Raw genomic sequence first — 18,825 nt, 5'->3', positions numbered from 1 at the left:
TCTTAAAATCCGAAATCCATATCCGTTCGTCCGGAATTTGTGCGGCGCACAATTCCCGGTGAAACGTTTGTGACGCGCTTGAAGGCGCGCGCGAAAGACGCCTCGGATTCATAGCCCAGGCGGGAGGCAACCTCGGCAACCGACAGACCGTTTTGCGCCAACAAATCGCGGGCAAGCTGCATCCGCAGACGGGCGAGATAATGTGCCGCGCCTTCTCCCAAAATAGCACTGAAGCGCTCGGCGAAAATCGAGCGCGACTGGCCTGCCACACCAGCGAGGCTTTCGAGGGTCCAGTTATGACCGGGATCCCGGTGCATGGCCGCCAACACACGACCGATATTGGGATCGCGGATGGCGGCGAGCCAGCCGGTGGTCGAGGCTCCGCTGCAATTGACCCAGCAGCGGATAAGTCGGGCTGCGAGCAAGTCCGCCATACGCGACAAGACCGTCGCGCTTCCCATCTGGGGCTGTGTCGCCTCCGCGGACATAGCGGCCAGCAGGGGCCCTACGACCGAGTCGTTACCGGCCACATCGCAGCCCTTTATGATTGGCGGCATCAGGGCGATCAAGGGGTTAAGCGCATGGGCGCCCAAAGTCATAGAGCCGCAGAAGAGAGTGCTGGTGGCACCCGTTCCTTCACGTAGGACGTCGCAGACGTTGCTGCCCAATTTTGTAATCTGACAGCTTTTAAGCGAGTCGCCCTCAACATTCGGCGCGCTCGCCAATCGATGTGCGATGCCTTGCGGCAGCAGCACCAGGTCGCCATCATTCAATTCCTGCCATCCTTCGGCTTCGGTATGGATCCAGCACGGACCCTGGCTGACGAAGTGAAAACGAAGCAGTTGTTGCTGCGGAAAGGCGATGCTCCATGGATGCCTGAGTTCGCAGCGGCCATAGTTCACTCCACTCAAGCGAAAGTCTTGCAGGACTTCGCTCAGGGCATCCATTGGGATAGTCGACGGCGACAGCGGCGGGGACGGATGGTCAAGCATGAAGCCAATTTAGGGCTCAAGCGTCCGGCATTCAAGCGGGCTGGCTTGGCGGCGCGGTGTTTGCTAGGCGGGTACGATAGCGGGCTGTCAACCGGCCAGAGGCCGTATCTCTCGAATAAGAGCGGTGAGCGGGCGCCGGCAAGGCTCCGGCGCGATCGTCAACTGCTCTTCGCTCGGCGGCCTGGTCGGCCTGCCCGAGCGCGCCGCCTGGGCGGACAGTCCGATTCCATGGATGAAATCATGAAACAGCAGCCGATCGGCCGGCTCGAACGTGTCGAATAGGTCGCTGCTGTGCTCTGGCTATGCAGCCCAACGGCGAGCTTCATCATCGGTGTCGCGCCCCCCGTCGATGGCGGCTTTACGGCGCATTGATTCCTCAGGCTTCCGCCACCGCTGCGAAGGAGGCTTCGATCTCCTCAACTGTGTGCGTACAGGAACCGGGAAACCTAACCGCATGCTGCCGTTTGCGATATTGCCATCACCGCAATGAGAAAAAGGCCGGACATCCCACCAGATGCTCCGGCCTCCCAATATTCAAGACCGATGATTCGGCCTTTTCTCCTTTAAATCAATCGTCGCTCAGGCGCGTTCGCGGCGCTGGCCACCGCCATTGCGCGAGCCCGAGCCGCCGCGGCGGTTGCCGCCATTGCCGTCGCGGCGCTGTTCGCCGCCCTGAGCCTGATGCGGTCCGCGGTCTTCGCCGTGCTTGCGGGCCGGGCGGCCGTGAGCGTGGCGGCCGTTGCCGCGGTGATGGCCGCTCGGTTCGCCACTGGCATGATGGCCATTGGGGCCGTTATGCGCAGGGCGCTGCGGCTTTGCCGGGCGGAAATCGGAGGTCGATGCCAGATCGTTGTCGGGGCCGAAATCCGGGGCCGCTTCGCCGCGGCGCTGACCGCGGAAGTCCTCGTTGCGGTTTGGGCGCTCGGGACGCGGACGGCGCTCACGGCGTTCCTCGCCGCCGGCACGGATTTCGCTGCCTTCGCCGTCGCGGCGCGGGCGGCGTTCCTGGCGGCTGCCGCGATGTTCCGAACGGTTGGCATCGCCACGGCCTTCGCCGCGGCCCTGGCCGCCGCCGCGATTGCGGTTGTTGCCATTGCCGTTGCCGCGGCGCGGGCCGCCAGCGCTGATATGTGCCGGCGGTTCGCCGCTTGCGACCGTGATGTCGATGCCCATCAGGCGCTCGATATCGCGCAGCAGCTTGGCTTCGTCGGGAGCGCAGAAGGCAATCGCGATGCCGTCGCGGCCGGCGCGCGCCGTGCGGCCGATGCGATGGACATAGGCGTCCGGCACCTCGGGCAGGTCGTAGTTGTAGACGTGGCTGACGGCCGGGATGTCGATGCCGCGGGCGGCGACGTCGGTGGCGATCAGTGTCTTGATGCTGCCGTCGCGGAAGGCCTTCAGCGCCCGCTCGCGCTGGCCCTGGCTCTTGTTGCCGTGGATCGAGGCGACGGAATAGCCGATATTGTCGAGATGCTTCATCAGCTTCTCCGCGCCATGCTTGGTGCGCAGGAAGACGATGGCGCGGCCGTCGGGGTTTTCGGTCAGCGACTTGCGCAGCAGTTCGGTCTTGTCGTTCTTGCCGCCGACGAAATGCACATACTGCTCGACCTTGTCGGCAGCCTTGCCGGGCGGCGTGACTTCGACCTTGACGGGATCGACGAGATATTCGCCGGCGAGATCGGCGATCGCCTTCGGCATGGTCGCAGAAAACAGCATGGTCTGGCGCTTCTTCGGCACCAGCTTGGCGATCTTGCGCAGATCGTGCACGAAGCCGAGATCGAGCATCTGGTCGGCTTCGTCGAGCACGAGATAACGTACCGTGGTCAGGGTGATGGCGCGGCGGTTGACGAGGTCGAGCAAGCGGCCTGGCGTGGCAACAAGGATGTCGGTGCCCTTTTCGAGCTGCAGCTGCTGCTTGTTGATCGACACACCGCCGACGACGACGTTGATGCGCAGCGGAGACTTGCGGATAAACTTCTTCAGGTTCTCGGCGATCTGGTTCACCAGCTCGCGAGTCGGCGCCAGGATCAGTGTCCGCGTCGTACGGTTGTCGGGGCGGCGCTCGTCAGCGAGCAGCTTTTCGATGAGCGGCAGGCCGAAGGCGGCGGTCTTGCCGGTGCCGGTCTGGGCAAGGCCGATCAGATCGCGGCCTGATATGAGGAGTGGAATGGACTGTTCCTGGATCGGCGTCGGCGTTTCGATGCCGAGCTGGAACAAGGTGGCGACGATCGGCTTGGAGACACCAAGCGATTCAAAATTAGTCAAGGTATAACCTTTCGGGGCGCCACAATGACTATCGCCGGAACGCACCATGCGATCCGGTTTCATTCTGGCGTCAAGAACCCCGCGTGAAGTGGGAACTTGCAAGTTGGAAAAAGCTTTCCAGCGCTTCTAACCGCTAATGGGAGAGTGCGGCCTCTATCGAAATGCGCTTTTGTCCCTTCTTCCTGCGTTTCGTATTTTCTAGCAGGGGCACGCTCACGCGGCGGCCGGAAGGGTGAAAGCTGAGCCGCATTTGGGCTAGTTTGCGCTGAAAGTCAAGTGCAGTGCACAAAAAGCCTTAGCTCGGGTCGCGCGACGGCATCATCAGGATGAAGCTTTCAGACGCGCTCTCCGCGCCATTCACGAGGATGGCGATGCGGTGTTGCCCGGGATAATAGCGCCGCGTCGTGATCGGCCGCATGGCGTGGCGGCGCTCGATCGCCTGGCTCTGTCCGGGAGCAAGCATGATCGTCTTGCACTTGAAGACCTTCGGCGACAGCGAGCCGTCAGCCTTCATATGGTGGATGGCGTAGTCGATCATCACCGATTGCGCGGCCTTGCCGACATTGGTCACCCGGATCTCGAAATCCAGCCCTTCGCCGAACATTACCTCGCCGCTGATGAGGCGCAGTTCGCTTTCGAGCGACGCGGCTGCGCCGAAGCCGAAATTGGCGAGCGCCTGAGCATGGCCCTTCTTCAGGAGCGTGCGCGAGGCATGTTTCAGCAGCCGGCGGCGTTCAGCGGAGGCGTCCTGGATATGGCCGGCGATGAATGCGGCGACCAGATCCGGATGATCCTTGGCGATATCGTTCAGGCTGTTGGCGACGGAGCGGCGCACATAATCTTCCGGATCGTCCATCAGCGCCGTCAGAATCGGCAGGATCGGCGCGGGATCCTTGACGAGCTGCGGCAGGCGCATGGCCCAGGGCAGACGCGGCCGCGTTCCTTCGCTCGCCAGCCGGCGCACATGCTGATCGGGATCGTCGACCCAGCCGGAAATGACCGCGAGCGCGCGCTGCTGGTCGCGATGGATGAAGGGACGGATACCGAATTCGGCGGTGAAATGCGGCGTCAGCGCCTTGAGGAGATCGAGGCCAAGCTCGAAATGATCGAGGCCGCGCGCAGCGATGAATTGGTTGACCGGTAGCAGCATCCAGCCGGACAGTCCTGGCCTGGCTAATGTAGGCAGGCTCGCCTTCAGGATGGCGGCTGCTTCAATAAAATCGTCCGGAAGGGTGGCAAACAGCGCGTCGCGGATCAGCGCCGAACGTTCCATCAGCTCCAGCGCATCTAGCCCATCGGTCGCCAACCGCATGAAACGCTCCTCGTCGAAGGCCGGAGCGTTGGCGGCGATGCGGTCGGCCATATCGCCGACCAGCCCCGAATGCAGCAGGTTCTTGAGCGGTTCCGGCATGCTGATCCTCTCGCGATCTTTCAGCGCAGCGGCGCTGTCGATTTCCTGGGAATGAGTGTCGGAGCCGAAATCCGGATGCGGTCGTCGACGGAACCGCCATCACCCGCAAGGAGATTAAGGGAATTTGCAGCGATCTGCTCGAACGGGACGCGCAACGTCGTGAGCGGCGTAGGAAGGTGGCTGACGATCGGAATGTCGTTGTAACCGACGATCGAGATATCCTGCGGTATGGAAAGGCCAAGTTTGGTCAACCCCGACAAGGCGCCGATGGCGGTATTGTCGTTGACGGCAAAAATAGCGGTGGGACGTGGGCTGAGGTTCATCAGCGTCTCGACGGCGACGGCGCCGGACTCGATGCCGAATGTCGAGGGGATGATACAGGAGGGATCCACAGCCAGTCCCGCTTCTTTGAGTGCTTGGCTGAAACCCTCCACGCGGCCTCGCGAACTGGAGGCATAAGACGGGCCGGCAATGACGCCGATCCTGCGATGGCCGAGGTCGAGCAGGTGGCGCGCCGCGAGGTAGCCGCCCAGCCTGTCATCGCCGACGGAGGAGAGGCTGTGGCCGTCGGTTCGCAGCGCCAGCACATAGGGAACACCGCGTCTCGCCAGCTCGTCCGGAAAGTCGTCATCTTCCCGCGCCGTGGAAAGGATCAGTCCATCGACGCCGCGTCTCAGCAGAGACTCGGCGGCAAGCCGGTCGGCCTTCGGCTTGTCGTCGGTGGTGGCGACAATAGCGAAGCGGCCGGTACGGCTGCAGGCTTTCGCCAGCGCTTCGTAAAGCATGGCCATGACCGTATCCGTCAGCCTCGGCACGATCACGCCGACCGTCATGGTGTTGCCGCGCCTGAGGCTCGCTGCCGAAACGTCTCTGACGTAGCCAAGCTCTTCAGCCACCTTGCGAACGCGCCGGGCGGTCTCGCTGTCGGAGCGTGGAAGCCGCTCGTCCAGGATGCGGGATACGGTGGATTTGGAAACGCCGGCTGCGGCAGCCACGTCAAGAATGGTGACGCGGCTTTGTCCGGGAATTTCGTCCGCCTTTGAATTCATTGAAGCTTTTCCATTCGAGTCGCGGCAGTCCGGCGCCGTATGCGAACATGCACCAAAAAAAGAATTGACTCCAGAGAATTCGAGAACGATAGTGGGAACGTTCCCGATAACGATCCCGTCGCTGATCGTGAATGAACAGCGATCGCAAAGGAGGAGATCAAGATGCAACCGATGGATCTGCGCGGGCTGAGCCCGGCGCCCGTTACCGCCTTCACTCGCGACGGCGAAGTCGATCACAAGGCCAACGCAAAGATCGCCAAATGGCTGGTTTCGATAGAAGGCGTCAAAAGCCTCGTCATTCTCGGCCATGCCGGCGAAGGCACTTTCCTTACCGAGGAGGAGCGCCTCGCTCTTATCCGCACCTATGTTGAGGCGGTCGACGGCGCCGTGCCGATCATTGCCGGGATCACCGGCGAAGGCACCAAGGTTGCTGCCGAAGAGGCGAAAAAGTGCAAGGCCGCCGGCGCCACCGGCGCACTTGTCTATCCGAACCATGGCTGGCTGCGCTTCGGCTTTCAAAAGGGCGCTCCCCAGGATCGCTACAAGGCTATCTGGCAGGAATCCGGCCTGCAGTGCATTCTGTTCCAATATCCTGACGCCACCAAGGCATCCTACGATCTCGAGACGCAGTTGGCGATCGCCACGCAGGAAGGCGTCGTCGCCACCAAGAACGGCGTGCGCAATATGAAGCGTTGGTACGTCGAAATTCCGGAACTGAAGAAGGCCAACTCCAATCTTCAGATTCTGAGCTGCCACGACGAATGGCTGCTGCCGACCATGTTCGACGTCGACGGCCTGCTGGTCGGCTACGGCAATATCGCGCCGGAACTGCTGATCGACTTGATCAAGGCAGGCAAGGCGCAGAACTATCCAGAAGCCCGGAAGATTTTCGAACGCCTTCTGCCGGTGACTCGGGCCGTCTATCATCGCGGCTCCCACATGGAGGGCACCGTCGCGCTCAAACTCGGTCTCGTGCATCGCGGCATTCTCGATCATGCGACCATCCGCGAGCCGCTGAAGAATCTCGGCGAAAGGGCCGAAGCGGAAATTTTTGCCGCCTTCGATGCCGCCGGTATTGGCCGCGTCGACCAGCTTCTGGCTGCCGAGTGATGCATTCGACGCTTCTGCGCATGGCGCAGGAGCGTCATTGCGATGGGAAGGAGAAGCCGTGGACGGCATCTCCTTTTGAAGCCCATGGTACTGACAGGACAAGCTGACACGCAGCAATAAACATCGAACAGAAGCGCCCCTGGCCGGGAGAGTGGTAGCCACGGGGCGAGAAGGAGGAACCAATGAATGTCATGCAGCCTATGCCGGCCGAGGCGGCGAATGCCGCTGATCAACAGGCCGAAATCAGCGCTCGCCTGGAGCGTCTTCCCATTACCCGCGAGGTCTTCTGGGCGCGCAATATCATCGGTGCAGCCACGTTTTTCGACGGCTATACGGTGATCGCCATCGCTTATGCCATGCCTGTGCTGGTGCGCGAGTGGGGGCTCAGCCCCTCACAGACGGGCATGATCCTGTCGATGGGTTATCTCGGCCAATTGATCGGCGCCGTCCTATTCGGTTGGCTCGCCGAGAAGATCGGCCGGCTGAAAGTTCTTCTGTTCACGATCCTGCTCTTCGTCAGCATGGATGTCGCCTGCCTGTTTGCCGCCGGCGCCGGCATGATGATGGCCTTCCGGTTCGTCCAGGGGATCGGCACGGGCGGTGAGGTGCCTGTCGCCAGCGCCTATATCAATGAGCTGATCGGATCGAAGGGGCGCGGCAAATTCTTCCTTCTCTACGAGGTCATGTTCCTGCTCGGCCTGGTCGGCGCCGGGCTGATCGGCTACTTCATGGTGCCGGTCTACGGCTGGAAGGCGATGTTCGTCGTCGGCCTCGTTCCCGCAATCCTGATGATCCCGTTGCGCTGGTTCCTGAAGGAGTCACCGCGCTGGCTGGCCGCAAACGGTCGCTACCAGCAAGCCGACGCCATCGTCTCCCGTATGGAAGAGAGTGCACGCGCAGCCGGCAAGGAGCTGCCCGAGCCGAAGCGGGTCCAGGCGCCGGTCCGCCGTACATCCGACTGGCGGGAGCTGTTCCAGGGCATCTATCTGAAGCGGACGCTTTCCATCTGGGCCATGTGGTTCACCGCCTATACGGTCGCCAACGGCACGATCACCTGGCTGCCGACGCTCTATCGGCAGGTCTTCAACCTTCCGCTGCAAACCAGCATTTTCTATGGGTTCCTGACCTCGCTCGGAGGCGTGATCGCTGCCGTCATCTGCGCGCTGCTCATCGACAAGGTGGGACGCAAGCGCTGGTACACGGGCGCACTGCTTCTGGCTCCGCTGCCCCTTCTGACCCTCGCATGGCTCGGCGCAACCTCCGCCATTCAGGTTTTGGTGCTTGGCGGTCTTGCCTATGCCATCGTCCAGACCGTCACTTTTTCGCTTTATCTCTACTCGGCGGAGATCTATCCGACGCGCCTCAGGGCGCTCGGAACGGGAACCGGCAGCGCCTGGCTCCGCCTGGGTTCATCGACCGGCCCGATCATCGTCGGCACGCTGATGTCTTCCCTGGGCATTCAATATGTGTTCGCGAGTTTCGCAGCCATCCTGATCGTCGGCGCGATCGTGACGATGCTGTTTGCCGTGGAAACCAAGGGCCGCGTTCTGGAGGAGCTTTCTCCGTAACGGATGCAGCTCTGGTGGAAGCAATCGATCTGGCAGGCGAACGCCCGCCAGATCAGCTTGTTGGCTAGCGCCGCCGGGAGGTCAAGCGGCGCCGGGTGTGGATTGCTCTATTCCGGGCATACCTTGACGCGATAGGGCTCGCCCCAGCGATCGTACCGCCATTCGATATGGCAGTAATGCGGCCGGTAATAGGTTCGGTAGACGGGATAAGGGCGATCGACAGGGTAGGCCGGATAGACCGGATAGGCGGGGCGAGCGGCTTCCGACAGCAGGGCGCCGCCGACGACGCCGGCGGCGAGGCCGCCCCAGAAGGCATCGCGCGGATGGGCATCGGCGGTGGTGGCGGTGGCGAGCGAGGCGCCGGCAAAGGTCAGCGCGATCAGGCCCGTCGCCATGGTCTTATGAAGAACGGACATGGTATTTTCCTTGATTTAGACTGGCTTCTATAAAGCCATGGCCAGACTCCGCCCGGATCGCGGCGGAGCGATGGCTGCACAAAGGCGGCACGCATTAAATTTTCGTCATGATTTCAACGGATCACAAGGCGGCAAGGCATTGATCGCGCGTTGTGGGGCGCAGCCGATGGCGACATCTAGTCTCCTGCGAGTCCGGACTGCCAAACGAAGATACTTCAGCTCATCGATCTGGCTTGCAAATTTCGTCTGCTGAAATTTATGGTTAAAACCTTGTTAAAAGCCTTGGCGTTATAGTCTTTGTCGTTGATATTCCATTCATTGCGGGAGCGACAATTTCTTGAAATCAGCCGGGGACATTCTGGAATTGGCTTGCCGCCGGATCGCAGATCTGGACACCCCGGCCTATGTCAAGAACAGCGAGCTGCGCTATATCGCCGTCAACGGGGCCTATGCCGATTTCCTCGGCCGCGAGATTTCCGATTTCATCGGCAGGCGCAGCCGTGAACTCTTCGACCGCCCCGAGGAAGAGGACCGCGAGGACAAGGAGCGCCGCGCGCTGGTGTTCGGCACCGAGGAAAACGCCATCTGTTACGATGCCGAGGGCCTTGGCCACCAGCGCATCCAGATCGAAAGCTTCTCGCCGTCGCCGGAGCGGATTTATGTGCTCGGCATCTTCGAAGCCCGCGAACGCCGTGCCGTTGCTCTTGGGGAGATTGCCGGCAACCCCGAGATTGCCGGTAGCTCCAGGACTGTAAACGATTCCGGAAATGCCGCCGACCTCGCCCAGGTGCGCGAGGCGCTGGAAAATCTCAGTCATCCGATCGGCATCTTTGCGGCGGACGGACGCCCGCTGGTCGTCAACGCAGCCTATCGCAACGGCGCGACGCCCGTGGCCGCCGGCGAATCGGCCTGGGGAGAGAGCGTCAACGAACTCGACGTTCTCCGCACCGTCCTGGAGGACCTGCCGGTGGCGGTTTTCGTTCGCGACGACAAGCACCGCCTGGTCTATGCCAACAAATATTATGAGACCTTCAGCGGCCGCGCCCGCTCCGAGTACTTGGGAATGACCGAACACGAAATGTTCGGGCCGGAAGGTGCTGAGGCGATCTACCAGGAAAACCTGCTGGCGCTCAGGGACGGCATTTCGGTGGAGCTCGAGAGCGAGATGCCGAGCAATAGCGGCCATGTTTATCCCGTCATCTCGCGCGTCAACCGTGTCATGACGGCGGATGGGCGAACCTATGTCGTCGGCTCCTTTTCTGACATCTCACCGCTCAAGGAACGCGAAAAGGCGCTGATTGAATCGCGCAAGCAGCAAGAAATACTGCATCGGGACATCGAGAGCATTCTGCGTTCGCTGCCGATCGGCGTGCTGATCCTCGATAACGACCACCAGATTCTCTACGTCAACGACGAATTCTACAGCATCTGGGAACTGCCGCTCGACGATCGCTTCGACGGCCGCCCGTTCATCGACGTCATCCGCCGTAATGACGAGCTCGGCCTCTACGACGGGACGCAGACGCCGGAAGAGATCTACGCCTTCCGCAAACATCTGTTCGAAGCCGAAGAGCCCGAGCCGATCGAGCTTGGCTGGGCGGGCGGCAAATCCGTGATCTTCGACAGCCGCCGCATCTCCAACGACCGCATCCTGCTGACCTATGCCGATATTTCGGCGGTGCGCGAGCGGGAAAAGGAAATCCACGAGACGCGCGCAGCCCTCGAACGGCTCGGCGAAATGATGCGCGACGCGACGCACGCCATGTCGCAGGGTCTTGCCATCGTCCAGGACGGCATCATCAAGATGTCCAACGAGGCGATGGCCGACATCCTACAGATCCCGCCGCACTATATCGAGGCCGGCCAGGGCTGGCTCGGCATGTTCGAATTCTGCGCGGCGCGCGGCGATTTCCACGATGCGGCGGATGAGATACTGCAGGAGTGGCGGGCGAATATCGCGGCCAGGCAGCCGATTTCCACCGTCTTCCATGTCGGCGGCGAGCGCTGGGTGAATATGGATGCGACCGTCAGCCGGGGACAGCATTGGGTGGCGCTGTTCACCGACGTCACCGAACTCAAGGGCCGCGAGGAGGAACTGCGCCAGCTCCTGTCGCGCGCCGAAGCCGCCGACCGCGCCAAGTCCGAATTCCTCGCCAATATGAGCCACGAAATCCGCACGCCGATGAACGGTGTGCTCGGCATGGCGGAGCTGCTGGCCAAGACCAATCTCGACACGCGCCAGAAGACCTTCATCGATATCATCGTCAAGTCGGGCAATGCGCTGCTGACGATTATCAACGACATCCTCGATTTCTCGAAGATCGATGCCGGGCAGATGAAACTGCGCAAAGCCGCCTTCGATATCACCGAAGCGGTGGAGGATGTGGCGACACTCCTCTCCTCGCATGCCGCCGAGAAGAATATCGAGCTCCTGGTGCGGGCAGCACCGGACCTGCCGGCCGCGGTGATCGGAGACGCCGGGCGTTTCCGCCAGATCGTCACCAATCTCGTCGGCAACGCCGTCAAGTTCACCGAGCGCGGCCATGTCTTCGTCGATGTCGGCTTCGAGACGATCGCTGGCGGGGAGATCATGGCGATCATCCGCATCGAGGATACCGGTATTGGCATTCCCCGAGAAAAGCTCCACTCGGTCTTCGACAAGTTTTCGCAGGTCGACACCTCGTCGACCCGCCGGCATGAGGGAACGGGGCTCGGCCTTGCGATCACTGCCGGCCTCGTCGATCTCTTCGGCGGCTATATCAATGTCGAAAGCGAATGGGGCAGGGGCTCGGTCTTCACCGTCAACCTGCCTTTTGCGGTGGCGGCCGCCCGCCTCGAACCGAAGCCGCTGCCGATCAATGTGCAGGGCGCGCGCATCCTCGTCGTCGACGACAATGAAGTGAACCGACGCATCCTGACCGAGCAGCTTTCACTCTGGGGCTTCGACGGGGTGGCTGCCGAGGGTGGCGGCACCGGTCTTGCAATCCTCGAGGCAGCGGCCGATCTCGGTATCACCGTCGATGCCGTCGTGCTCGATTATCACATGCCCGACATGAACGGCGCCGACGTCGCGCGCCGGCTGCGCGCCGATCCCCGCTTCGTCGAGCTGCCGATCATCTTCCTCACCTCGATGGATATTTCGGGCACGGAAAAGGAATTCGCGGCGCTGAACGGCCATGCGCATCTGATGAAGCCGGCACGCGCCAACGTGCTGCGCAACACTGTCGTCGAGGTCGTCCGCGCCCGCCGCGTCAAACAGGCCTCGGAAGCCGAGATCGCCCGGCTGCGGGCGGAAGCGGCCGTGCCGGCGCCTGCGCTTGCAACTGCACCCGAGCCGCGAAAGCGGACGGCCGAATTCGTCGATGTGCTGGTTGCCGAAGACAACGAGGTCAACCAGATCGTGTTTACCCAGATCCTGCAGTCGACGGGGCTTTCCTTCCTGGTCGTCAACAATGGGCAGGAGGCGGTCGCCGCCTGGGAAAGGCACACGCCGCGCATCATCATGATGGACGTCTCGATGCCGGTCATGAACGGTCATGAGGCGACCCGGACGATCCGTGAGAGGGAAAAGGGGCAGGGCCACCGGGTGCCGATCATCGGCGTCACCGCCCATGCGCTCGAAAGCGACCGCGAAGCCTGCCTCGACGCCGGCATGGACGATTACATGTCGAAGCCGATCAGCCCGGAACTTCTGGAGGAGAAGATCCGGCTATGGCTCGGCAAGGATGAACTGCAGCCGGAGCGCACCAGCTACTGATCGCCATCAAATGGCAGTCGCAGGATTTATCGGGCGGGCACCTTGGTGCCGCAGAGCATTTCGCGCTTGCCGGCGAAGCCCGTGCGGCGTTCCACGGCAAAGCCGGCGGCGATGAGGTTGCGTCGCACGAAGCCGGCCGCGGCGTAAGTTGCGAAGGTGCCGCCGGCCACGGTCTTTTCGTTAACCTCACGCATCAGCTCTTCCGACCACATGTCGCCGTTGCGCGAGGGCGCGAAACCGTCGAGATACCAGGCGTCGAAGCCGGGTTTTGCCGCGGCGACGCCGTCGAGTGCCGCGCTGCAGACGACGCTGAGCCGCGTCTGGGCATCGAGATCGAGCGAGACGGTTCCGGCAGGCGTTTGCGGCCAGGCCGCCGTCAGCGCCTCGCGTTCCGCATCGATCTCCGGCCAGTGCGAGAGCGCCCGGCCGATCTCTTCGCCGCGCATCGGATGAAGTTCGAAGGAGATGAAATGAAGGTGCTGGCCGTGTTCACGGTGAAGCTTCCATTGCCGCCAGGTCTCGGCGAAGTTCAAGCCGGTGCCGAAGCCAAGTTCGCCGATGACAAAAGCCCGCCGGCCGTTCCAACGCTCCGGCAGGCCGTTGCCGGCGAGGAAGACATGGCCGCATTCCAGACGGCCATCGGTCTGGCAATAAAAATGATCGCCAAAGGCGGTGGAATAGGGCATATCGCCGTCGCGCCATTCGAGCGGCTGCGGCGCGCCCGCGCCAATCTGATCGGGGTTCACGTCTCTCATGGAAAAAGCCGATAGTCCTGCACCGGCGTCCGGTCAATCTTCTTGCGACTTGCTGATCGTCGGCGGCGGCATCATGGGTCTCTGGGCGGCCGTTCATGCCGAACGCTGCGGTATGAGCACCATCCTCGCCGACGCCGGTAGATTGGGCGGAGGCGCGAGCGGCGGCCTGCTCGGCGCGCTGATGCCGCATATGCCGGACCGGTGGTCGGAGAAAAAGCAATTCCAGTTCGATGCGCTGGTCTCGCTCGAAACCGAAATCACCGCGCTGGAAGCCGAAACCGGGCTTTCGGCCGGCTACAACAGGTCCGGGCGGCTGATCCCGTTGCCGAAACCGCATCTCAACCGCATCGCCCGCGGCCATTCCGAAGATGCCGAGCGCCACTGGCGGGCTGACGAGCGCCGCTTCCACTGGCATGTGCTCGACAGGCCGGATGTCGAGGGCTGGGTCGAGGCCTCTGCCGGCGAGAGCGGTTTCGTGCATGATACGCTCGCCGCCCGTGTTGCGCCCCGCTCGTTGATCTCAGCGCTGGTCGCCTTCCTGCGGCGGGCAAGGCAGGTGCGCATCATGGAAAATGCCGTTGTCGCCGATCTCAATCCCGATCGCGGGACGGCCGAGATCGGCGGCGAAATCATCACGTTCGGCCGCTGCATCCTGGCCGCCGGCTATCGGTCCTTTCCCGTGCTGCAGGGGCTGACGCCGGGCTTGAAGCAGCCGCTCGGCCAGCCGGTGAAAGGGCAGGCGGCGCTGTTGAAAGCAGATGTCGACCCGGCGTTACCGACGATCTTCCTCGATGGACTCTATGTCGTCGCGCATGAGGGCGGGCATGCGGCGATCGGCAGCACCAGCGAAAACCGTTTCGACGACCCCCTCTCGACCGATGCCCAGCTCGACGCGTTGATCGAGGCGGCGCGGGCGATCGTGCCGGCGCTCCGCAGCGCCCCTGTCATCGAACGTTGGGCGGGGCTTCGCCCAAAAGCCATCGACCGCGATCCAATGATCGGCCGCCACCCCATCCATCCCCGACTGATCGCGCTGACCGGCGGTTTCAAGGTCAGTTTCGGGCTGGCTCATCGGCTGGCGGAGGCTGCGGTTTGTATCGCAGGCGATAGAGATTGCCAATTTCCGCTGCCGGAAAGCTTCGCGATTTCAAGCCACATCGCGGTCGCTTCACGTTAAACGTGAATTAGATACAGCTGCCTTTCGTTATTCTGTCATGCAAATCACCTATCTGCTTGCGCATCGGCAGCACCGGATTTTACCGGTGCTCACTTCCTTGATGGAGGAAATTGCATGCGCTATGCCATTTGCTTCACGCCTCCGGCGAGCGATCCCCTGTCGCTCATGGCCGCCAATTGGCTTGGCCGAAACGTGTTTTCGGGCGATATGGTGGAGCCTCCGGCCGTCCGCGGCCTCGGCATCCATGAGATCGCCTTTTATACCGCCGTACCGCGGCGCTATGGTTTTCACGGTGTTTTGAAGGCGCCTTTTCACCTGTCCGCCGACGCATCCGAGTCGCAACTCTTGCGCGATCTCATGCGGTTTGCCGGGGCATACGCCCCTTTCCAGATTCCACGTCTCGAAATCGCCCGGCTCGGCAATTTCTACAGCCTGATGCCGAGCGCCCCCTGTGAGCAGATCCAGTATCTGGCTTCGGCGATCGTTCAGGAGTTCGATCGTTTCCGGGCGCCGCTGAGTGAGGCCGATATCGAACGAAGCGATCCCGATGGGTTGTCGGCGGCGCAATTCGCCAATCTGCATCGTTGGGGCAATCCTTACGTGATGGAGGAGTTCCGCTTCCATATGCCGGTGACAGGCCCCATCAACGCGATCGATATGTCCCGCATCGAGCCAGTGCTGGGAACGATCTTCGAGCCCGTCCTGAGGGAGCCGGTGATGGTTTCGAATGTGGCTTTGATGATCGAGGAGGGCACTGGCGGTCCCTTCCGCGTTCATTCACTCCACCCGATGGGCAAGGTCAGCGCGCGCAGGATCGCCTGAGCAGATGTCGATCTAAGTGGTTGTGTCGAAAAGAGAAATCCTGCTGTGCAGTTTCCGTCTCGACATTCCGGCTGCGGATGATACCGTTCCTTCGTCTTTCAGAAGGTGATTTGATGGTATCCGAGACCTACCCGCGCAATCTCGTCGGCTACGGGCGTCAGACGCCCGCTCCGAAGTGGCCGGGCGACGCCCGCGTCGCCGTGCAGTTCGTCATCAATTACGAGGAGGGCGGCGAAAGCTGCATCCTCGAAGGCGATCCGGCGTCCGAAAACCTGCTGTCGGAGATCGTCGGCGCGGCCGCCTGGCCGGGGCAGCGCAATCTCAACATGGAATCGATCTACGAATATGGTTCGCGCGCCGGCTTCTGGCGGCTCTGGCGGATGTTCACCGGTCTCAAGGTGCAGGCGACCGTCTACGGCGTGACGCTGGCGATGGCGCGCAATCCCGAAGCCGTCGCCGCCATGAAGGAGGCCGGTTGGGAGATCGCCAGCCACGGTTATCGCTGGCTGGAATACAAGGATTTCCCCGAGGATCTGGAGCGGAAGCACATTCTCGAAGCCGTGCGCCTGCATACCGAACTCACCGGCGAACGGCCCTACGGGATGTATCAGGGCAAACCTTCCGACAACACGCTGCGACTGGTGCAGGAAGAGGGCGGTTTCCTTTATTCCTCCGATTCCTACGCCGACGACCTGCCCTACTGGGTGAAAGGCGTCGACGGGAAGCCCTTTCTGATCATCCCCTATACGCTCGAAACCAATGACATGCGTTTCGCCACGCCGCAGGGTTTCAATGCCGGCGACCAGTTCTTTACCTATCTCAAGGATGCTTTCGACACGCTTTATCAGGAAGGCAAGGACGGCAGCCCGAAGATGATGTCGGTCGGCCTGCACTGCCGTCTCGTCGGGCGTCCGGGCCGGGCAGCCGCTCTGAAGCGCTTCATCGAATATGTACTGAAGCATGACAAGGTCTGGATTCCGCGCCGCATCGAGATCGCCGAGCACTGGCACAAGCATCATCAGCCGGATGCGCTCTAATGCTGTCGCGTGAGGATTTCGTTTCCCGCTTCGGCGGCGTCTTCGAACATTCGCCTTTCATTGCCGAACGCGCCTATGATGCGGGCAGCGTGACGGAGCCGCTGACGGCATCAGCTGTGCATGCAGCGCTCACCGCCGCCTTCCGTGCGGCAAGCCGTGAGGAGCGTCTCGGCGTGTTGCGTGCCCATCCCGATCTTGCCGGGCGTCTGGCGATAGCGGGTGAACTCACGGAAGACAGCCGGAAGGAGCAGGCCGGCGCCGGTCTCGATCGGCTGAGCCCGGCCGAACATGCGCGCTTCACCGAACTTAATACGGCCTATGTCGAAAAATACGATTTTCCCTTCATCATCGCCGTCAAAGGGCTCGACAAGGACGACATCCTTTCGGCCTTCGAATTGCGGATCGCCAATGGGCGGGATGAGGAATTCGCGACCGCCACGACACAGGTCGAACGGATCGCGCTGCTGCGCCTGACATCGATGTTGCCGGAGGGCAAATGAGCGAGCCTCGTGCTATCGACTATCTCAATGAAATGCAGAAGGCGGCAGCCGAAGCGCTATACTTCGTGGGCGGAATGGATGAGGCGGCCTTCGCCGAGGACAATCTCACCTTCAAGGCGGTCGCCTTCTGCCACTTCACCATAGGCGCGGCTGCGTCCCGACTGCTCGTAGCCCATCCGGAATTCGCAACCGAGCATCCCACCCTGCCGTGGACGAAAATCTGCGGAACGGGCAATCGTATCCTGGAAGACGTCTTCGCACTCGATGCCGCCGACATCTGGGATGCAACCTATCGCACGCTGCCGGAACTTCTCGTCGAGATCGACGCCATTCGTCACTGGCATGCCGAAGGCGAGTGAACCATTGTCCTATTTTCTCGACATCCGCCCGCTTACCAGATCGGTCTTCGCCCCTTTCGGCGAGGTGATCGAAGCCGATCCAGCCTCGATGCGGCTCATCAATGGCGGTACTACCGAGCGCTTCCATGCACTGGCCGCGGCGGAGGCGGCGGGCGAGGGAGCGCGCGTCATCATCAATCTCTTTCGCGGCCAGCCGCGCAGCTTCCCCTATGACGTCGACATGATGGAGCGCCATCCCTTCGGCAGTCAGAGTTTCTCGCCGATTTCGGGCCGGCCCTTCCTCGTCGTTGTCTCCGAGGACGAGGGCGGACGTCCGGGAAAGCCGCAGGTGTTTTTCGCGCGAGGGGACCAGGGCGTGAACTACCGCCGCAATGTCTGGCATCATCCGCTGATGGCACTCGGCCAGACCTCCGATTTTCTGGTCGTCGACCGCGACGGCCCTGGCAATAATCTGGAGGAATTCTTCTTCGAAACCCCCTATGTCATCAAAGAGCCAGCCCCATGACCGGACTGACGACACATGTTCTCGACACCGCCCTCGGCACGCCTGCCAAGGGGCTCAGGATCGATCTTTTCCAGCTCGACGGCGAGATTCGCAGACATCTGAAAACGGTTGAGACCAATGCGGACGGCCGGGTCGATGGTGGCCCGATCCTTGCCGGCGAAAATTTTCACGTCGGCACCTACGAGTTGGTCTTCCACGCCGGCGAGTATCTCAGGGCCTGCGGCACGCCGTTGCCGCATCCGGCCTTCCTCGATCTGGTGCCGATCCGCTTCGGCATTGCCGATGTCACGGCGCATTACCATGTACCGCTCCTGCTTTCGCCTTACGGCTATTCAACCTATCGCGGCAGCTAAATGAAGTTTGCTGCGATTGCTGATATTCACGGCAACCATCTGGCGCTCGAGGCGGTGCTTGCGGATAGCCGGGCTCAGGGCATCGAGGAAGTCGTCAATCTTGGCGACTTCTTCAGCGGGCCGCTGGAGGCTGGACGGACGGCCGATATGCTGATTCCGCTCGGGCTGACCTCCGTTCGTGGCAATCATGATCGCTATCTGATCGAGCAGGATCCGGCAGCCATGCATGTCTCGGATGCCGCCGCCCACCGGCAGCTGACGCCGTCCCATCTCGATTGGCTGCGGGGTCTGCCATTCGATGCCGTCTATCGCGGCGAGGCCTATCTCTGCCACGCGACGCCGAAAGACGACGATCTCTACTGGCTGGACTCCGTGTCGCCGGAGGGGCACGTCTTCCTGAAGCCGATCGAAGCGATCGAGGCGCTCGCCGAAGGCATCGACCTGCCGCTGATCCTCTGCGGCCACAGTCACATTCCCCGTGCCGTCCGACTCTCGGACGGCCGGCTGATCGTCAATCCCGGCAGCGTCGGCTGCCCTGCCTATGACGACGTGCTGCCCTATTATCACAAGGTCGAAGCCGGCCATCCGCTGGCGAGCTATGCCATTCTGGAAAAGACGGCGGCCGGATGGATGTGGCAGTTCCGAGCCGTCGCCTATGACCACATGGCGATGTCGGCACTGGCCGCCGAAAGGGGCCGTGCCGACTGGGCGAGCGCGCTGGCGACAGGCTGGGTGCGATAGCTCGAACC

The 18,825-nt window shown here is 62.1% G+C and carries 17 protein-coding genes and 1 pseudogene; 12 read left to right on the top strand and 6 right to left on the bottom strand.

What is annotated here, in order from left to right; translation table 11 throughout:
• Window positions 1-2: 2 nt before the first annotated feature.
• The gene (locus tag Tal182_RS17260) at window positions 3-992 is read right to left on the bottom strand and encodes an AraC family transcriptional regulator (RefSeq protein ID WP_085860213.1); all 990 of its coding nucleotides are present in this window, start codon (window positions 990-992) and stop codon (window positions 3-5) included.
• A 133-nt stretch (window positions 993-1,125) separates the two neighbouring features.
• Here Tal182_RS17260 and Tal182_RS32775 point away from each other — a divergent pair.
• A pseudogene (locus Tal182_RS32775) lies at window positions 1,126-1,364 on the top strand (SDR family oxidoreductase); the annotation flags it as partial.
• Window positions 1,365-1,571: 207 nt separating this feature from the next.
• Here Tal182_RS32775 and Tal182_RS17250 read toward each other — a convergent pair.
• The 3 genes from Tal182_RS17250 to Tal182_RS17240 all read right to left on the bottom strand — a co-directional run bounded on the left by Tal182_RS17250 (window position 1,572) and on the right by Tal182_RS17240 (window position 5,717).
• Window positions 1,572-3,305: a DEAD/DEAH box helicase gene (locus Tal182_RS17250; protein ID WP_085860212.1), complete on the bottom strand. Its 1,734-nt coding sequence runs from the start codon at window positions 3,303-3,305 to the stop codon at window positions 1,572-1,574.
• 247 nt (window positions 3,306-3,552) lie between these two features.
• Window positions 3,553-4,668, bottom strand: coding sequence for a DNA alkylation repair protein (locus Tal182_RS17245; protein WP_064804277.1), 1,116 nt, complete (start codon window positions 4,666-4,668; stop codon window positions 3,553-3,555).
• 20 nt (window positions 4,669-4,688) lie between these two features.
• Window positions 4,689-5,717: a LacI family DNA-binding transcriptional regulator gene (locus tag Tal182_RS17240; RefSeq protein ID WP_085860211.1), complete on the bottom strand. Its 1,029-nt coding sequence runs from the start codon at window positions 5,715-5,717 to the stop codon at window positions 4,689-4,691.
• Between the two features lie 162 nt (window positions 5,718-5,879).
• Here Tal182_RS17240 and Tal182_RS17235 point away from each other — a divergent pair, with 162 nt between their 5' ends.
• Together Tal182_RS17235 and Tal182_RS17230 are read left to right on the top strand one after the other, a co-directional pair.
• On the top strand, window positions 5,880-6,827 hold the full coding sequence (locus Tal182_RS17235; protein ID WP_085860210.1) for a dihydrodipicolinate synthase family protein: 948 nt from the start codon (window positions 5,880-5,882) through the stop codon (window positions 6,825-6,827).
• Window positions 6,828-7,009: 182 nt separating this feature from the next.
• Entirely contained in the window at window positions 7,010-8,395 is a 1,386-nt protein-coding gene (locus Tal182_RS17230) for an MFS transporter (RefSeq protein ID WP_085860209.1), read from the top strand.
• A 107-nt stretch (window positions 8,396-8,502) separates the two neighbouring features.
• Here Tal182_RS17230 and Tal182_RS17225 read toward each other — a convergent pair whose 3' ends face one another.
• Complete coding sequence (locus Tal182_RS17225) at window positions 8,503-8,811, bottom strand: hypothetical protein (RefSeq protein ID WP_064804269.1); 309 nt, start codon at window positions 8,809-8,811, stop codon at window positions 8,503-8,505.
• A 337-nt stretch (window positions 8,812-9,148) separates the two neighbouring features.
• Between Tal182_RS17225 and Tal182_RS17220 the strand changes: the two genes are divergently transcribed.
• Window positions 9,149-12,568: a response regulator gene (locus tag Tal182_RS17220; protein ID WP_085860208.1), complete on the top strand. Its 3,420-nt coding sequence runs from the start codon at window positions 9,149-9,151 to the stop codon at window positions 12,566-12,568.
• A 26-nt stretch (window positions 12,569-12,594) separates the two neighbouring features.
• Here Tal182_RS17220 and mnmD read toward each other — a convergent pair whose 3' ends face one another.
• Complete coding sequence (mnmD, locus tag Tal182_RS17215; RefSeq protein WP_085860207.1) at window positions 12,595-13,323, bottom strand: tRNA (5-methylaminomethyl-2-thiouridine)(34)-methyltransferase MnmD; 729 nt, start codon at window positions 13,321-13,323, stop codon at window positions 12,595-12,597.
• Between mnmD and Tal182_RS17210 the strand changes: the two genes are divergently transcribed.
• The 8 genes from Tal182_RS17210 (at window position 13,322) to Tal182_RS17175 (ending at window position 18,817) form a co-directional block, all read left to right on the top strand.
• A complete protein-coding gene (locus Tal182_RS17210; RefSeq protein ID WP_085860206.1) occupies window positions 13,322-14,500 on the top strand; it encodes an FAD-dependent oxidoreductase in 1,179 nt (392 codons plus the stop codon). The genes mnmD and Tal182_RS17210 overlap by 2 nt on opposite strands.
• A gap of 114 nt (window positions 14,501-14,614) precedes the next feature.
• Window positions 14,615-15,322: a DUF1045 domain-containing protein gene (locus Tal182_RS17205; RefSeq protein WP_085860205.1), complete on the top strand. Its 708-nt coding sequence runs from the start codon at window positions 14,615-14,617 to the stop codon at window positions 15,320-15,322.
• A gap of 113 nt (window positions 15,323-15,435) precedes the next feature.
• Window positions 15,436-16,359: an allantoinase PuuE gene (gene puuE / locus Tal182_RS17200; protein ID WP_085860204.1), complete on the top strand. Its 924-nt coding sequence runs from the start codon at window positions 15,436-15,438 to the stop codon at window positions 16,357-16,359.
• A complete protein-coding gene (gene uraD, locus Tal182_RS17195) occupies window positions 16,359-16,859 on the top strand; it encodes a 2-oxo-4-hydroxy-4-carboxy-5-ureidoimidazoline decarboxylase (RefSeq protein ID WP_085860203.1) in 501 nt (166 codons plus the stop codon). The genes puuE and uraD overlap by 1 nt, the downstream gene beginning before the upstream one ends.
• Window positions 16,856-17,218: a HepT-like ribonuclease domain-containing protein gene (locus Tal182_RS17190; protein WP_085860202.1), complete on the top strand. Its 363-nt coding sequence runs from the start codon at window positions 16,856-16,858 to the stop codon at window positions 17,216-17,218. The genes uraD and Tal182_RS17190 overlap by 4 nt, the downstream gene beginning before the upstream one ends.
• A complete protein-coding gene (locus Tal182_RS17185) occupies window positions 17,202-17,723 on the top strand; it encodes an ureidoglycolate lyase (protein ID WP_085860201.1) in 522 nt (173 codons plus the stop codon). The genes Tal182_RS17190 and Tal182_RS17185 overlap by 17 nt, the downstream gene beginning before the upstream one ends.
• Window positions 17,720-18,076 (top strand): hydroxyisourate hydrolase, encoded by a 357-nt coding sequence (gene uraH, locus Tal182_RS17180; protein WP_064804252.1) that lies wholly within the window; start codon window positions 17,720-17,722, stop codon window positions 18,074-18,076. Before Tal182_RS17185 ends, uraH begins: the two co-directional genes overlap by 4 nt.
• The gene (locus Tal182_RS17175; RefSeq protein ID WP_085860200.1) at window positions 18,077-18,817 is read left to right on the top strand and encodes a metallophosphoesterase family protein; all 741 of its coding nucleotides are present in this window, start codon (window positions 18,077-18,079) and stop codon (window positions 18,815-18,817) included. It begins immediately after the preceding gene.
• Window positions 18,818-18,825 lie beyond the last annotated feature (8 nt).

The sequence above is a fragment of the Rhizobium sp. TAL182 genome (genome assembly GCF_002117725.1).
GTDB classification, from domain to species: Bacteria; Pseudomonadota; Alphaproteobacteria; order Rhizobiales; family Rhizobiaceae; genus Rhizobium; species Rhizobium esperanzae.
The sequence above is the reverse complement of the archived record's forward strand: the minus strand, read 5'-3'. Positions and strand labels throughout refer to the sequence as shown.

Coding starts and splice junctions, on each gene's coding strand:
- Tal182_RS17260 (WP_085860213.1), bottom strand. CDS start 992: ATGCTTGACCATCCGTCCCCGCCGCTGTCGCCGTCGACTATCCCAATG.
- Tal182_RS17250 (WP_085860212.1), bottom strand. CDS start 3,305: ATGGTGCGTTCCGGCGATAGTCATTGTGGCGCCCCGAAAGGTTATACC.
- Tal182_RS17245 (WP_064804277.1), bottom strand. CDS start 4,668: ATGCCGGAACCGCTCAAGAACCTGCTGCATTCGGGGCTGGTCGGCGAT.
- Tal182_RS17240 (WP_085860211.1), bottom strand. CDS start 5,717: ATGAATTCAAAGGCGGACGAAATTCCCGGACAAAGCCGCGTCACCATT.
- Tal182_RS17235 (WP_085860210.1), top strand. CDS start 5,880: ATGCAACCGATGGATCTGCGCGGGCTGAGCCCGGCGCCCGTTACCGCC.
- Tal182_RS17230 (WP_085860209.1), top strand. CDS start 7,010: ATGAATGTCATGCAGCCTATGCCGGCCGAGGCGGCGAATGCCGCTGAT.
- Tal182_RS17225 (WP_064804269.1), bottom strand. CDS start 8,811: ATGTCCGTTCTTCATAAGACCATGGCGACGGGCCTGATCGCGCTGACC.
- Tal182_RS17210 (WP_085860206.1), top strand. CDS start 13,322: ATGGAAAAAGCCGATAGTCCTGCACCGGCGTCCGGTCAATCTTCTTGC.
- mnmD (WP_085860207.1), bottom strand. CDS start 13,323: ATGAGAGACGTGAACCCCGATCAGATTGGCGCGGGCGCGCCGCAGCCG.
- Tal182_RS17205 (WP_085860205.1), top strand. CDS start 14,615: ATGCGCTATGCCATTTGCTTCACGCCTCCGGCGAGCGATCCCCTGTCG.
- puuE (WP_085860204.1), top strand. CDS start 15,436: ATGGTATCCGAGACCTACCCGCGCAATCTCGTCGGCTACGGGCGTCAG.
- uraD (WP_085860203.1), top strand. CDS start 16,359: ATGCTGTCGCGTGAGGATTTCGTTTCCCGCTTCGGCGGCGTCTTCGAA.
- Tal182_RS17190 (WP_085860202.1), top strand. CDS start 16,856: ATGAGCGAGCCTCGTGCTATCGACTATCTCAATGAAATGCAGAAGGCG.
- Tal182_RS17185 (WP_085860201.1), top strand. CDS start 17,202: ATGCCGAAGGCGAGTGAACCATTGTCCTATTTTCTCGACATCCGCCCG.
- uraH (WP_064804252.1), top strand. CDS start 17,720: ATGACCGGACTGACGACACATGTTCTCGACACCGCCCTCGGCACGCCT.
- Tal182_RS17175 (WP_085860200.1), top strand. CDS start 18,077: ATGAAGTTTGCTGCGATTGCTGATATTCACGGCAACCATCTGGCGCTC.